The following is a 13,704-nucleotide window of genomic DNA, read 5'->3' as shown; positions in this document are numbered from 1 at the left end:
GGCGACGAGTCGAAACGCCCCGAACCCGGCGTTGTTGAAGAGTGCACGGGTTTCGATACGCCGGCTGCGCCGGCCACTCAACCACCGGCAACCTCCGGTCGTTGAGCGAGGAGCGTGAGCGACGAGTCGAAACGCCCCGAACCCGGCACCGATGGTGGGTGCACGGGTTTCGATACGCCGGCTGCGCCGGCTACTCAACCACCGGGGGTGGCAGCGGGTCAGGCGAAGCGGACGGTCTGCTGCAGGCGGGTGCGCACGTCGAACAGTTCGTTGCCGCCGATGTCGCGGCTGCCGGTGATGCCGCGACGCAGCACCGCCGGCAGGGTGGAACGCCCGGTCACGGCCACCGGGAGCCCGCGCACCCTGCCCAGCTCTTCGATCGGCAGGGCCACGTCGTCATCGGGCAGCACGGCGATCACACCGCTGAATTTCACACGCGCCGCGCGCGAGATCGCCCGTGCCCGCGCGACGAGGTCGGCGATCGGCGACCCGACGACGGCGTCGCCGATCAGTTCGCCGCGGCGGGTGCGCACCGGGGCACCGAAGTCCTCCGACAGCACGGCGTACAGTCCGCTCGGCCCCAGCACGATGTGGTCGAGCTTCGCGTCGGGGTCGCGCGGGTCGACGGCGACGTCGTGCCACACCGTGTAGCCCATGCCGAGGTCGCCGACGGCGCGCGCGGTGGCCTCCTCGGCGAGCGCGTCGGCCAGCAGCCGGCGGATCTCCCGTGGCGCGGTGCGCACGAGGGCCGGGTCGTACGGGTCGTCGAGCGTCGTCCCGCGACCGACCCATTCGCGCATGAGCTGCAGGTAGCGCTCGCGACGCCAGCCGCCGGGCTGCCCGAAGGAGCGGGCGCGGGGGCGAGTGTCGGCGGTGCGCCCGGGCGGCCGCCACTGCGGCGCGCCGGCATCCGGTTCGTACGAGACGGTCTCTTCGCCGAACCCGTGACCGCGGTCGTAGCGCGCCCGGTCGTCGGGGTCGCCGACGAGCTCCCACGCACGCTGCACCTGCACGAACAGGGCGGCGTCGCCGCCGGTGTCGGGGTGGGTCTGCCGCAGCCGCAGCCGGTAGGCCTTGCGCAGGCTCTCGTCGTCGACGTCGGGCGCGACGCCGAGCACGTCGTACGCCGACGCGGAGAGCGGGCTGTCGAACATCAGGACCAGAGCGCCGGCTCGGGAACGCTCGCGAGCGCCGCCGCCGCCGTGCCCTCGGGTACCTCGGCGAGCGTCGCCGGCCGCCAGCGGGGCGAGCGGTCCTTGTCGACGAGCTGCGCGCGGATCCCCTCGAGGAGGTCGGGCTGGGTCGCCCCGAACCACAGCACGAGGCCGTACTCCTGGGCGAGCGCGGCGCGCAGGTCGGGCAGCTCCCGGGCGGCGCGGACGGCGGCGAGGGTCACCACGAGCGACGTGGGCGACAGTTCGTCGAGGGTGTCGGCGGTGGCGGATGCCGCGGGCTCCGGCCGCGCCCGCAGGCGTGCGATGATCTCGGGCACCGTGTCGGCGGCGAACGCGTCGTCGATCCAGGGCCGCGCGGCGGCGAGGCGCGACAGCTCAGGGGTCTCGTCGAACAGCAGCACCAGCTCGGTCGGCGTGTGCGGGTCGGCACGGGTGACGAACGCGTCGTGCAGGTCACCGAGGCGGTCGGCGGGCACCACGTGATCGGCGAGGCCCGCGTACACGGCGTCGGCGGCATCCATCACGGCGCCGGTGAGGGCGAGGTATTCGCCGAGGCGGCCGGGTGCGTGGGCGAGCAGCCACGATCCGCCGACGTCGGGCGTGAGGCCGATGCGGGTCTCGGGCATGGCGAGCTTCGAGCGCTCCGTGACGATGCGCACCGCGGCATGTCCGGCCAGGCCGATGCCGCCGCCCATGGTGACGCCGTCGGCGAAGGCGACGACGGGCTTCGGGTACTCGGCGATGCGGGCGTTGAGGGCGTACTCGGCACGGAAGAAGACGGACGTCTGCTCGGGGTGCCCGCCGAGGATCTGCTCGCGCAGCCCGCGCACGTCACCGCCCGCGCACAGCCCGCGCTCCCCTGCCCCGTCGAGCACGACGATCTCGATGTCGGCGTCGTGCTCCCACGCGTCGAGGGCGGCCGACAGCTGCTCGATCATTCCGAGGTCCAGCGCGTTGATGGCGCGCGGGCGGTTGAGCGTGAGGCATCCGACGCTGCCGTCGCGGGTGACGAGCACCGTCGGCTCGGGCGTCGGCAGAGGCGTGGACGTGCTCTGGGGCGTGGTCTCGGTGGGGCCGGTGGTCACCCCCGCAACGTTACCCGCCACCGCGCCTCTCGCCCTGAGCGCCCGGTGTCGGCCAGGATGGAGGGGACGACCGATCCGCCGACGATGAGAGGCCGCCATGCCCGACGGACACGTGCTCGAGTTCTCCGGACTGACCAAGCGCTTCGGGGCGGTGACGGCCGTCGATGCGCTCACGGCGCGGGTGGAGCCCGGTGTCGTCACCGGCTTCCTCGGCCCGAACGGCGCCGGCAAGACGACGACGCTGCGGATGCTGCTGGGCCTCGTCCGCGCCTCCGACGGCACCGCCACGATCGGCGGCAAGCGGTACGCGCAGCTGACCCACCCGCTGCAGACGGTCGGCGCCGCGCTCGAGGCGTCGAGCTTCCACCCCGGCCGCACCGCCGCGCGGCATCTTGCCGTCTATGCGCAGGCGGCCGGCATCCGTCGCCCGCGGGTCGACGAGGTGCTCGGGCAGGTCGGCCTCGCCGACGTCGGCGGGCGCAAGGTGGGCGGTTACTCACTCGGCATGCGTCAGCGGCTCGGCCTGGCCTACACGCTGCTCGGCGACCCGGGCGTGCTCGTGCTCGACGAACCCGCGAACGGTCTCGACCCCGAGGGCATCCGATGGATGCGCGGGTTCCTGCAGGCACTGGCCGCGGAGGGGCGCACCGTGCTCGTCTCGTCGCACCAGCTCACCGAGATCCAGCAGACCGCGCAGGACGTGCTCATCCTGGCGCGGGGGCGCCTCGTGTTCCAGGGCTCGCTGCGCGAGCTCACCGACACCGACGAGCAGGCGACCGTCGTCGACGCCCCCGATCGCGACGCGCTCGCCCGCGCCCTGGATGCCGCAGCCCTCGCGTACCAGCCGATGCGGGCGGGTTTCGTGGTCGCCGGCGTCGAGCCCGTCGCCGTGGGGGCGGCCGCGGCGGCCCAGGGCGTCGCGCTGTCGGCCCTGCAGCGACGCGGTCCCGCACTCGAGGAGGTCTTCCTGGGCCTCGTCGACGGCACCCGGGAGGCGCCGTCACCGACACCGGATGTCACAGCATCCGTCGAAGGGGGTGCGCGATGAGCCTCGTGAACGCGACCCGCTCCGAGCTGACGAAGCAGTTCTCGACCGCGATGTGGTGGATCCTCGGGATCGTTCTCGTCGCCTACGTCGGCAGCACCGCGGCGGGCCTCGCCGCCACGTTCGGGGCCGTCGCGACGGGGGCGATCGGCGGCGACTCGGCGGGCGCTCCGCCGCTTCCGGAGGAGATCCTCCCGCCGGTCATCTACAGTCTCGCGACGGCCGTCGGCTACGTCTTCCCCCTGCTGATCGGCGTCATCGTCGTCACCGGCGAGTTCCGTCACCAGACCCTCACCCCGACGTTCCTCGCGACCCCGCGCCGCGGTGTCGCACTCGGCGGCAAGCTCGTCGCCGGCACGGTGCTCGGCCTGCTCTACGCCGCGCTCGCGATCGTGGTGACGGTCGGACCGGGCGCCGGGCTGCTCGCCGCGTTCGGGGTCGACACGAAGCTCGACGACTCCGACATCTGGGCGATGATCGGCCGGATGGTGATCGCCTTCGTGCTGTGGATGCTGATCGGCATCGGCGTCGGCACCCTCGTGCGCAACCAGGTCGCCGCGGTCGTCGGGGTGATCGCGTTCACGCAGTTCCTCGAGCCGATCCTGCGCACGGTGGGCGGTTTCGTCGACGGCGTGACGGATGTCGTCCGCTGGCTGCCGGGGGCGGCATCCGATGCGCTCGTCGGCGCGAGCATCTACACGAGCTTCATGGGTGCGCAAGCCGACGACCAGATCGCGTGGTGGGCCGGCGGACTCGTGCTGCTGGGCTACGCCGTCGTGCTGCTGGTGGCGGGCTACCTGTTCAGCTGGCGCCGCGACGTCAGCTGAGCACGATCAGCCGATCGGGTCGACGCCGATCTCGGTGACGTCGTCGGCCGCGTCGCCCTCCAGGCGCAGCGCCTGCACCAGGGCGACGCCGTGCCGCGTCGTGAGCACGACGCGCTGGAACTCCGACTGCTCGTCGAGATCGATCACGACGCCCGGGCGGTGACGGCGCACGACCACGAAATCGGTGCTGCCGGCCGCGGCCCACGTTCCCATCGCGACGACGCCGCGCACGACCGTGCCGGGGCTCGGGACGCCGCGCAGCCACGTCCAGCCGTCATCGGTGAGCTGCACCTTCACGATGCGCTCCCGCGGGATCTTCACGCTCTCGGAGCGCCGGGAGAGCAGCCGCTCGGTGCCCGAGAGGGCGACCTCCAGCCGGGTCGCGTCGAGGAGCAGGGTCACCATGCGTTTCAGTCTGCCAGGCCGACTCCGCGTGATTGTTCACGGGGAGGTCACGATCCCCGCGGCGCCCGGATCAGACCGCGAACTCGTCGGTCGCGTGCGGCAGCGGGAACTGCGCGACGGCGGCGATGAGGCCCTCCACCGACTGATCGCGGGCGACGACGCTCACACCGAGCCCGCCGCGACGCGCATCCTTCGCGGTGCGCGGGCCGATGGCGGCGACGATCGTGCCCTCGGGGATGTCGGGGAACTGCTCGCGCACCTGCTCGGCGACCGAGCCGCTCGTGACGAGGATCGCGTTGATCCGCCCCGACCGCACGTCCTCGGCGATGCGCGAGGTGACCGGCACGCCGACCGTGCGGTAGGCGACGACGCTGCGCACGTGGTGGCCGGCAGCGCTGAGCTCGCGGGTGAGCACGGGCTTGGCGATCTCGCTGCGCAGGGTGAGAACGCGCTGCGGGTGGCGTTCGAGCTCAAGGAACTGGGCTGCCATCCCGGCCGCGGAGTTGTCCTCCTCGGGCACGAGATCGACCTTGAAGCCCATCGACAGGAGCGCCGCGGCCGTCGTCTCGCCGACGGCGGCGACCCGGGTGGATGCCGGGATCTGCGCGCGGTAGGCGTAGAGCACGTCGACGGTGGTCGCGCTCGTGAGCGTGACCCAGTCGAATGCGCCGGCGGCGAGGTCGGCGAGGGCCTCTTCGAGGGCGGCCTGGTCGGTCGACGGAGCGAAGTTGATGAGCGGCGCGATCACCGGCACCGCGCCTTGGGCGCGCAGGGTCGCCGCGACCGAATCGCCCCACGGTCCGCCCCGGGGAACGAGCACGCGCCAGCCGCGAAGGGGCTTGGACGGCGTCGCGTCCGGTGCTGCGTGGGTCATGTTCCGGCTTTCGTGGTCTGCTCGGACGCACGCAGTCGTGCGCCCGACACGGCGACACCCGGTCGGGACCGGGCATCCATCGATGTCGCCGTCGTCGGCAGCATCCGCCTCATCGCCACTGCCTGGTGCGATCCTACCCCCGCCCGCGCGATGCGGTGACCGGGGGTCGACGCGGGCGGCGCGGCCGCCTCGACGCGTGGTCAGCGCGTGTACAGCCGGACGACTCCCCACACGGCGGCACCGACCGCCAGTGCCACGCCGGCCGCGGCGGCGGCCGCGGCGCCGGGACTGCGGCGCGCGAACGCGCGGGCGCGGGTGACGCCGCGGTCGGTCGCGCGGGTGATGCGCTTCGGGACGTTGGACTTCTCCTCGATCGCGAACAGCGCGGCCTTCAGTTCGGCACGCGCCTTCTCGACGGGGTCGGTGATGCCCAGCGGAACGGCGGTGCGGGGCAGCAGCGGATCAGTACTCATCGACGACGTCCTTCACGATGCGCGCGTCGGCGGCGACCGCCTGGGCGGGGTTCTCCGACTTCGAGAGCTTCTTGAAACGGCGCAGGCCCATGAAGGCGAACACCGCGATGGCCACCAGCAGCAGCACGACGACGATCAGCGACGACAGCCATGCGGGCATCCACGACGCGAGGCCGATGATCGTGAACGCGCCGAGCGCGGGGATGAGCCAGAACAGCAGGAACAGGGCGACGGCGAACCAGGCGCTGCCGAGGCCGATCTGCTTACCCGCCGCGGCCGCCCACTTCTTGGCGGCGTCGATCTCGGCGACGACGAGGTTGCGGACGAGCTCGGGGATGTCGCCGAGCAGCGCGAAGAGGCTGTCGTCGTTGCGGTCGCGGAAGCCGCGCGGCGTGCTCATGTCAGTCCGCGGCCTTGCGCTGGCCGTTCGCGTTCTTCGGGGCCTTCGCGGCGTCGGCTACTTTCTTCGCCACGTCTTCGGCCGCCTTCTCGGCTTCCTGTGCCGTGACCTCCGCTGCCGCGGCGACGTCGCCCGCCGACTTCTTGCCGGCCTTCAGGGCGGCGTCGAGCTTCTGCCCGGGCGTCGAGCCCTTCTTGCCCGCGGCCTGCGTGATCTTCACCGCGCCGTCCCACAGGGCGCTCGGCAGGGCCATGGCGGCCGACTTGCCCAGCTCGGTCACCTTGCCGACCTGCTTCTGCACGGGATCGGTGTTCCAGACCTTGAGGAAACCCTCCTTGATCTGCTCGTAGCGCTCCCGGCCCGCGCGCGATCCGAGCACGTAGCCCGCCGCGAGTCCGACGACGATTCCGACTTTGCCCCTCATGAGGTCTCCTCACACTCGAGTGGGTGGTGCCGATCCCCACCAGCGTAACGCCGTATTCCGATCACGGCATCTACCGGTTCAGGGGTTGACATCCGGAGCGGGGTGGTTCTCGTCGCCGCTGTCCCACAGCAGCGCATGCCGCATCCGGTCGGTCTCGGCGACCGCATCCGCGACCGTCCGGGCGATACCGGCGCCGGCGACCCACGCGCCGACGACCGTCAGACCGGGCGCCTTCGCGACGGCGCGCCGGACGGCCTCGGCGCGGTCGGCGTGGCCGAGGACGGATGCCGGCGCCGCCGGCTCGACCCGGGCGCGGTGGGCGGCGATGACCGCGTCGACGGTGAGCGGCACCGCGAAGGCGGCGGCGACTTCGGCGACGGCGCGGGCGATGATCACGTCGTCGTCGGGCGCGGTTTCGGCGGGCAGACGCACACGCAGCACGTGGCGGCCCGGCCCTGCGTCGACCGCGAGCCACTCCCATGCGGCGGTCGCGTGGACGACGGATGCGGCATCCGCGGCGATCGGGTACGCGGCACCGCCGCGGGGAGCGCCGTCGAGCGCGGGCGCGTCGACGAGCAGCGTGACGACGTCGGCGGGCGCGGGTGCGGGTGCGGTGTTGCGAGGGAGGACGACGCCCGCTCCGGCGAGCAGCCGATGCGCCTCGGTGCGCGGGGTCGCGACGACGACCGCATCCGCTTCGATCGGCTCTTCCCCGGCGACCTCGGCCGTCCACGGGGATGTAGCGCGCGCAGGGCGCGCACCACCCGGTGGTTGAGTAGCGCGCGAAGCGCGCGTCCCTTCCGGTGGTTGAGTAGCGCGCGTATCGAAACCACGCCCCACCTTCTCCACGCGCACCCCGACGCGCACGTCGACGGCGTAGTCCGCCAACTCGGCGGCGAGGGCGTCGACGAGCGTCGTCATCCCGCCGCGCAGGGAGCGTCTCGCCTTGTCGGGGGCGTCCACGAGCAGGTCGCCGACGGCGCCCGAGAGCGATCCGAGGCGGGTGAGCGCCGTGCTGAGGCCGGGGACTGCGGCGTCGGCGTCGACGTCGGAGGGCTCGATGCCGTACACGCCCCGGGTCAACGGCGCGACGAGTCGGTCGAGCACCCGCGCGCCCATGCGGCCGCCGACGAGGGCGCCGAGGTTCGCCTGACGTCCGATGGTCAGCGGCGGGCGCAGTTTGTCGAGGTAGGCGCGCCAGGCACCGCGCCAGCCGATGAGCCGGCGCACGTCGTCGGCCCACGGGTTCGCGGGGATGCCGGCGAGGGCGTCGGCCGGGACGGGGGCTGCGCCCGGGAGTCCCGTGATCCAGACGTCGTCCGTGGCCAGCGGGACGACCGCGTCGCCGAGGCCGAGGTCGTCGATGAGCGCCTGCGCGCCGGGGGCGTAGGAGTCGGCGACGGCATCGACCCGCAGTCCGTCGAGCTCGGCGTCGGCCACCGCTCCGCCCAGGTGTTCGGCCGACTCGAACAGGGTGACTGCGAAGCCGACGCGCGCGCACTCCCGCGCGGCGACGAGCCCCGCGACGCCCCCGCCGATGACCACGACCCGGGTTGCGCGGGCGCGGGAGAGCAGGTCGGATTCGGCCATGAGCCCATCCTCCCATCGGTCGCGCGGATGCGGCCGGCGTCGGCCGCGGCGACCACCCGCGCTGCGGTGGCTCCCCTGGTCTGGCTACCCGAGGGGATCCTCATCTGACCGAGCGGAGAGTTACGGCAGCAGCGCGCAATCCGGAGCGGATGCGGCGAGGCGAGCGTCGAGGGTCAGCAGTGAGCACTGGGCCGCCCGGGCGAGCACGACGTACATGGCGTCATAGGCGCTGAGATTGTGCCGCAGCGCATGCACGGCGGGCAGTATGGACATCATCGGCACCTGCTCTACACCGAGCGCGTCGAACTCACCGAACGCACGCAACGCCTGCTCATCGGTGATCTGCCGGCTGAGCGACCATCCGCGGATGACGGAGGCGACTTCGGCTGTGAGGTGCTGCGGGGCCACAAGCTCGTGCCCGCCGAGCAGCGCGGCCGCTCGTCGCCCGGCTGCGGTTCCGAACAGGATCTCGGCGACCGCAGATGCGTCGACGACGAGCGTCATCGACCGGGGCGCTGCTCGGCGAGCACCTGTGCCGCCGGTTCGAGCGTGGCGACGCCCCGGCCGGCGATCCGTTCCAACAGTTCGGCCCGGCTCGGACGCGTCGCCAGCCGGTCGAGTTCGCGCAGCAGATAGTCGCTCAGCGAGCGGCCCTCGAGCGCAGCCTTCGCCTTGAGCGCACGACTCGTCTCCTCGGAGACGTTGCGAACCTGGATCGTTGTCATGCAACCAGCATACGCTGCATGCTGAACGCATGCACTCGCATCTTCTTTCCCGATGCGAGACTGGACCCATGGCCCTGCACATCACCGACGACGCCGACGCCGACGCGCTGCTGACCGAGAGCCCGCTCGCGCTGCTCGTCGGGATGCTGCTCGACCAGCAGATCGCGATGGAGACCGCGTTCGGCGGCCCCTTGAAGATCCGGGAGCGAACGGGTGGGCTCGACGCGGAGCAGATCGCGGGGTACGACCCCGACGCGTTCACCGAGGTGTTCCGGCAGACGCCGGCGGTGCACCGCTTTCCCGGCTCGATGGCGGGTCGCGTGCAGGCGCTGTGCCAGGCGCTCGTGGACGACTGGGGTGGCAACGCGGCGGCGCTGTGGACCGACGGCGACCCCGACGGCCCGACGGTGCTGAAGCGCCTGAAGGCGCTACCCGGATTCGGCGACCAGAAGGCGAAGATCTTCCTCGCGCTGCTGGGCAAGCAGTACGGCTTCACGGGCGCCGGCTGGCGCGAGGCCGCCGGCGCGTACGGCGAGGAGGGGTCGTTCCGCTCGGTCGCCGACATCGTCTCGCCCGAGTCGCTGACGAAGGTGCGCGAGTACAAGCGCGCCGCGAAGGCCGCCGCAAAGGGCTGATCACCGGCGGGGCCGCCCGCGACCTCGCGGCGACGCAGAGTCGCAGTCGGCATGTCACACGAACGGCCGGCCGGGACCGCCCGCACCCGCATTCTGCGTGACATGGATGCCGGGCATGTCCCGCGAACGGTCGCCCCGCGGGCTGCGCACCCACACTTCGCGTGACACAGATGCTGGGGAGCCGCCGCCGTCACCTCAGCTCGCACCGATGCGGCGCTGTCGCCGCCGGCATCCGGGTGTCACGATGGAGCCATGCAGAAGACCGGAGTCGTCGTCGACGAGTACCTCGCGCAGGTGACCCCGGCGGTACGCCGCCGCGACGCGCAGACCCTCATCGGGCTCATGCGCGAGGTGACCGGACGCGAGCCGGAGATGTGGTCGGGGAGCATCGTCGGTTTCGGCACGTGCCGCTACACCTACCCGACCGGTACGAGCGGCGAGTCGCCGATCCTCGGGTTCGCGGCCCGCACGACCGCCTCCACCCTGTACGTGCTCGACAACGTCGAGGAGCACGAGGACGCCCTCGCCCGGCTCGGCCCGCACACGCGGGGCAAGGGCTGCGTGTACCTGAAGGACCTCGAGCGCAACGACCTCGACGCCCTCCGCACCCTGTTTCAGCATGCCTACGACGAGGTCGTCGCCGGCGGCCAGGGCTACGCCGAGTTCACCGTGCTCGACTGAACCCCACGGCGTAGCGTCGCGGGCGTACGATCGCGAGCGATGGCCCGAGGGGGTGCGCCATGGACGACGCGGATGCCGACGCCTTCGCCGAGCGCGTGTTCGGCGCGGTGCTCGGCGCATTCGAGACGATGTCGATCTACGTCGGCGACCGACTCGGGCTCTACCGCACGCTCGGCAGCGGCACCGCCTGGAGCGTCGAGGCGTTCGCCGAGGCATCGGGCATGCACGTGCGCTACGCCCGCGAGTGGCTCGAGCAGCAGGCGGTCGCCGGCATCCTGCGCGTCGACGACGACGGACGCTTCGTGCTGCCGGCCGCGCACGCCGACGTGCTGCTCGACGCCGACAGCCTTCGATTCACGGCACCGCTGACGCGCATGGTGCAGGCGGCGGCCGCCCGGATGCCGGAACTTCTCACCGCGTACCGCGACGGCGGTGGCGTCACGTGGGCGCAGTTCGGCGATGACGCCCGCGACGCCCAGGGCGACGTCAACCGTCCGTGGTTCGAGCGGGAGCTCGCCGGCGCGCTGGCGGGAGTGCCGTCGGTCGGGGCGGTGCTCTCGCGACGCGGTGCGCGCATCGCCGACATCGGCTGCGGACACGGGTGGTCGTCGATCGCGATCGCGCGCGCGTGTCCGAATGCCGAGGTCATCGGGGTCGACGTGGATGAACCGTCGCTGGCGGCCGCCCGGGGCCACGCCGCCGGGACGCCGAACGTGTCGTTCGTGCACGCGGCGGGTGCGGCGCTGCGCGAGCGGGGGCCGTTCGATGCGGCGTTCATCTTCGAGGCGCTCCACGACATGCCCGACCCGGTCGCCGTGCTGGCGGCGGTGCGCGCCGCCCTCCGCCCCGACGGTGTCGCGATCGTGATGGACGAAGCCGTCGCCGACACGTTCGCGCCGGACGGCGACGAGGTCGAGCGGGTCATGTACGGCTACAGCCTGTTCCTCTGCCTGCCCGACTCGAAGGCGACACCCGGCTCCGTGGCAACCGGCACGGTGATGCGCCCGGACGTGCTCGCGCAGTACGCGCGCGACGCCGGGTTCACCGGCGTCGAGGTGCTCCCGATCGAGGGCTTCGCCGCGTTCCGGTTCTACCGGCTGGTGTGAGCCGCGCGGCGTTCACAACTCCGGAGTTCGCGCCGTCCACGCGCGCGCTCTCGTCCGAAACCCGGGACGGAGACGCGGATCTCCGGAGTTCTGAACACACGACGCGAGATCGCAGGGCGGTTCGCAGCTCCGGAGATCCGAAGGTTTCGGGCGCTCAAGCACGCCCGGCATCCGGCGCAGCAGCGCAGATCTCCGGAGTTCTGAACACCGGCACCCCGCGCAAGCCGCGGGGGCCGCCGCGCGGCGCGGCTCAGGCGCCGCGGAGGCGCTCGGCGAGGTAGGGGCGCAGGCCCTCGAGCGGGATGCGCTCCTGACCCATCGAGTCGCGGTCGCGCACGGTCACGGCGTCGTCGTCGAGCGAGTCGAAGTCGATCGTGACGCAGAACGGCGTGCCGATCTCGTCCTGGCGGCGGTAGCGGCGTCCGATCGCGCCGGCGTCGTCGAAGTCGACGGCCCAGCCGTTGCCGCGCAGCTCGTCGGCGACGCGGCGCGCGAGCGGCGACAGGTTCTCGTTGCGGCTCAGCGGCAGCACGGCCACCTTCACCGGGGCCAGGCGCGGGTCGAGCTTGAGCACCGTGCGGGTGTCGGTGCCGCCCTTGGCGTTGGGCACCTCCTCCTCGCGGTACGCGTCGACGAGGAAGGCCATCATCGCGCGGGTGAGGCCGAACGACGGCTCGATGACGTACGGCACGTACGTCTCGCCGGATGCCTGGTCGAAGTAGGTGAGCTTCTGTCCGGACGCCTCGATGTGGCTCGACAGGTCGTAGTCGGTGCGGTTGGCGATGCCCATGAGCTCGCCCCACTCCTTGCCCGGGAAGCCGAAGCGGTACTCGACGTCGATGGTGCCGGCCGAGTAGTGGGCGCGGTCCTCTTCGGGCACGTCGAAGCGGCGGACGTTCGCCGGGTCGATGCCGAGGTCGATGAACCAGTCCCAGCACGCCTCCACCCAGTGCTCGAACCACTGCTGCGCCTCGGTAGGCGGCGTGAAGAACTCGATCTCCATCTGCTCGAACTCGCGCGTGCGGAAGATGAAGTTGCCGGGCGTGATCTCGTTGCGGAACGCCTTGCCCACCTGGCCGATGCCGAACGGCGGCTTCTTCCGCGACGCGGTGAGCACGTTCGTGAAGTTCACGAAGATGCCCTGCGCGGTCTCGGGGCGGAGGAAATGCAGGCCCGACTCGTCGTCGACGACGCCGAGGTAGGTCTTGACGAGCCCGGAGAACGCCTTCGGCTCGGTGTACTGGCCCTTCGTGCCGCAGTTGGGGCACGGGAGGTCGGCGAGGCCGTTCTCGGCCGCACGGCCCTTGCGCGCCTCGAAGTCCTCGATGAGGGTGTCCTCGCGGAAGCGCTTGTGACAGCTCAGGCACTCCACGAGCGGGTCGGTGAAGGTCGCGACGTGACCGGAGGCCTCCCACACGCGCTTGGGCAGGATGATCGACGAGTCCAGGCCCACCATGTCGCCGCGGCCGCGGACGAACGTCTGCCACCACTGCCGACGGATGTTCTCCTTCAGCTCGGTGCCGAGGGGCCCGTAGTCCCACGCCGAGCGCGAGCCGCCGTAGATCTCACCGGCCTGGAACACGAACCCGCGGTGACGGGCGAGGGCGATGACTTTGTCGAGACGGGACTGCTCGGCCACGGTGGCTCCAATGGTCGGATGCGCGAACGCGCAAGAAAGAGGGATGCCGCACCCGGCGGCATCCCTCGATTCTAGTGTCCGGTCAGCTGACGAACTTGATGCTGAGCGGGTAGGTGTACCACTCGCCCTGGTTCGCCTTGATCGCGGCGATGATCGAGAACACGAGGCGCAGGATGTACGCCGCGGCGACGATGAACAGGCCGATGATCACGATGGAGAGGATCCATCCGACGATCTCGGCGATCAGCATGGTGAGCTGGAAGTTCAGCGCCGTCGAGGAGTGCGCGCGGACGAACGGCCCGCGGTCCTTGAGCACGAGGTACCCGATGAGGGCCGGCAGGAAGTTGAAGAAGATGCCACCGACGTGCACGAGGGTGGCCCAGAGCTTCTCGTCGGACGGGCTGAGGGGCTGCGAGGCAGGCGCGCCGCCGCCGTACGGCGGCTGGGGGGGCTGCGGAGGAGGCGTGGTCACGGTCTCAGCGTAGGGGTCCCGCCGCCCGAGCGGTATACGGAAATCCCGATATGTCGTCGATGGTCATCCCGCGGTGCTACCGCGCCGCGCGGCGGCGGCGCCGCACACGATACGGTCGGAGAACGCCTGCTCACTGACTGGAGAAGAC

General features: G+C 72.0%; 17 protein-coding genes. 5 read left to right on the top strand and 12 right to left on the bottom strand.

Annotated elements, in window-relative coordinates:
* Nucleotides 1-218: 218 nt before the first annotated feature.
* Both C7474_RS14065 and C7474_RS14060 read right to left on the bottom strand, forming a co-directional pair.
* Nucleotides 219-1,154, bottom strand: coding sequence for a DnaJ domain-containing protein (locus tag C7474_RS14065; RefSeq protein WP_121060999.1), 936 nt, complete (start codon nt 1,152-1,154; stop codon nt 219-221).
* Nucleotides 1,154-2,260, bottom strand: a complete 1,107-nt coding sequence (locus tag C7474_RS14060) for an enoyl-CoA hydratase/isomerase family protein (RefSeq protein WP_422385809.1) — start codon at nt 2,258-2,260, stop codon at nt 1,154-1,156. Before C7474_RS14060 ends, C7474_RS14065 begins: the two co-directional genes overlap by 1 nt.
* Nucleotides 2,261-2,357: 97 nt before the next feature.
* On the opposite strand from C7474_RS14060, the gene C7474_RS14055 reads away from it, so the two are divergent.
* Entirely contained in the window at nt 2,358-3,308 is a 951-nt protein-coding gene (locus C7474_RS14055) for an ATP-binding cassette domain-containing protein (RefSeq protein ID WP_121060995.1), read from the top strand.
* On the top strand, nt 3,305-4,132 hold the full coding sequence (locus C7474_RS14050; RefSeq protein WP_121060993.1) for an ABC transporter permease subunit: 828 nt from the start codon (nt 3,305-3,307) through the stop codon (nt 4,130-4,132). The genes C7474_RS14055 and C7474_RS14050 overlap by 4 nt, the downstream gene beginning before the upstream one ends.
* 6 nt (nt 4,133-4,138) lie before the next feature.
* On the opposite strand, the gene C7474_RS14045 is transcribed toward C7474_RS14050, so the two are convergent.
* From C7474_RS14045 to C7474_RS14010, 8 genes are all read right to left on the bottom strand, one after another.
* Nucleotides 4,139-4,537, bottom strand: coding sequence for a hypothetical protein (locus C7474_RS14045; RefSeq protein ID WP_121060991.1), 399 nt, complete (start codon nt 4,535-4,537; stop codon nt 4,139-4,141).
* A 70-nt stretch (nt 4,538-4,607) separates the two neighbouring features.
* Nucleotides 4,608-5,411 carry a uroporphyrinogen-III synthase gene (locus C7474_RS14040; RefSeq protein WP_121060989.1) on the bottom strand — a complete coding sequence of 268 codons (804 nt, stop codon included), beginning with the start codon at nt 5,409-5,411 and terminating at the stop codon, nt 4,608-4,610.
* A gap of 200 nt (nt 5,412-5,611) precedes the next feature.
* Entirely contained in the window at nt 5,612-5,884 is a 273-nt protein-coding gene (locus C7474_RS14035) for a hypothetical protein (protein ID WP_121060987.1), read from the bottom strand.
* Nucleotides 5,874-6,284 (bottom strand): phage holin family protein, encoded by a 411-nt coding sequence (locus C7474_RS14030; RefSeq protein WP_121060985.1) that lies wholly within the window; start codon nt 6,282-6,284, stop codon nt 5,874-5,876. The genes C7474_RS14035 and C7474_RS14030 overlap by 11 nt, the downstream gene beginning before the upstream one ends.
* Before the next feature lies 1 nt (nt 6,285).
* A complete protein-coding gene (locus C7474_RS14025) occupies nt 6,286-6,708 on the bottom strand; it encodes a hypothetical protein (protein WP_121060983.1) in 423 nt (140 codons plus the stop codon).
* Between the two features lie 78 nt (nt 6,709-6,786).
* Nucleotides 6,787-8,298, bottom strand: a complete 1,512-nt coding sequence (locus tag C7474_RS14020; protein WP_121060981.1) for a protoporphyrinogen/coproporphyrinogen oxidase — start codon at nt 8,296-8,298, stop codon at nt 6,787-6,789.
* Between the two features lie 120 nt (nt 8,299-8,418).
* Complete coding sequence (locus C7474_RS14015; protein ID WP_121060979.1) at nt 8,419-8,802, bottom strand: type II toxin-antitoxin system VapC family toxin; 384 nt, start codon at nt 8,800-8,802, stop codon at nt 8,419-8,421.
* Nucleotides 8,799-9,023 carry a FitA-like ribbon-helix-helix domain-containing protein gene (locus tag C7474_RS14010; RefSeq protein ID WP_199692474.1) on the bottom strand — a complete coding sequence of 75 codons (225 nt, stop codon included), beginning with the start codon at nt 9,021-9,023 and terminating at the stop codon, nt 8,799-8,801. The genes C7474_RS14015 and C7474_RS14010 overlap by 4 nt, the downstream gene beginning before the upstream one ends.
* Before the next feature lie 68 nt (nt 9,024-9,091).
* Here C7474_RS14010 and C7474_RS14005 point away from each other — a divergent pair, with 68 nt between their 5' ends.
* The 3 genes from C7474_RS14005 (at nt 9,092) to C7474_RS13995 (ending at nt 11,445) form a co-directional block, all read left to right on the top strand.
* Entirely contained in the window at nt 9,092-9,658 is a 567-nt protein-coding gene (locus C7474_RS14005) for an HhH-GPD-type base excision DNA repair protein (RefSeq protein WP_121060977.1), read from the top strand.
* A gap of 252 nt (nt 9,659-9,910) precedes the next feature.
* Complete coding sequence (locus C7474_RS14000) at nt 9,911-10,339, top strand: DUF1801 domain-containing protein (RefSeq protein ID WP_121060975.1); 429 nt, start codon at nt 9,911-9,913, stop codon at nt 10,337-10,339.
* 59 nt (nt 10,340-10,398) lie between these two features.
* Complete coding sequence (locus C7474_RS13995) at nt 10,399-11,445, top strand: class I SAM-dependent methyltransferase (protein ID WP_121060973.1); 1,047 nt, start codon at nt 10,399-10,401, stop codon at nt 11,443-11,445.
* Between the two features lie 250 nt (nt 11,446-11,695).
* On the opposite strand, the gene C7474_RS13990 is transcribed toward C7474_RS13995, so the two are convergent.
* Together C7474_RS13990 and C7474_RS13985 are read right to left on the bottom strand one after the other, a co-directional pair.
* On the bottom strand, nt 11,696-13,084 hold the full coding sequence (locus C7474_RS13990; RefSeq protein WP_121060971.1) for a glycine--tRNA ligase: 1,389 nt from the start codon (nt 13,082-13,084) through the stop codon (nt 11,696-11,698).
* Nucleotides 13,085-13,166: 82 nt separating this feature from the next.
* Nucleotides 13,167-13,556 carry a DUF4870 domain-containing protein gene (locus C7474_RS13985; RefSeq protein ID WP_121060969.1) on the bottom strand — a complete coding sequence of 130 codons (390 nt, stop codon included), beginning with the start codon at nt 13,554-13,556 and terminating at the stop codon, nt 13,167-13,169.
* Between the last annotated feature and the right edge of the window lie 148 nt (nt 13,557-13,704).

It is taken from the genome of Microbacterium telephonicum (assembly GCF_003651225.1).
GTDB classification, from domain to species: domain Bacteria; phylum Actinomycetota; class Actinomycetes; order Actinomycetales; family Microbacteriaceae; genus Microbacterium; species Microbacterium telephonicum.
Note: the sequence above shows the minus strand (reverse complement) of the source record. Positions and strands in the feature narration are given on the sequence as shown.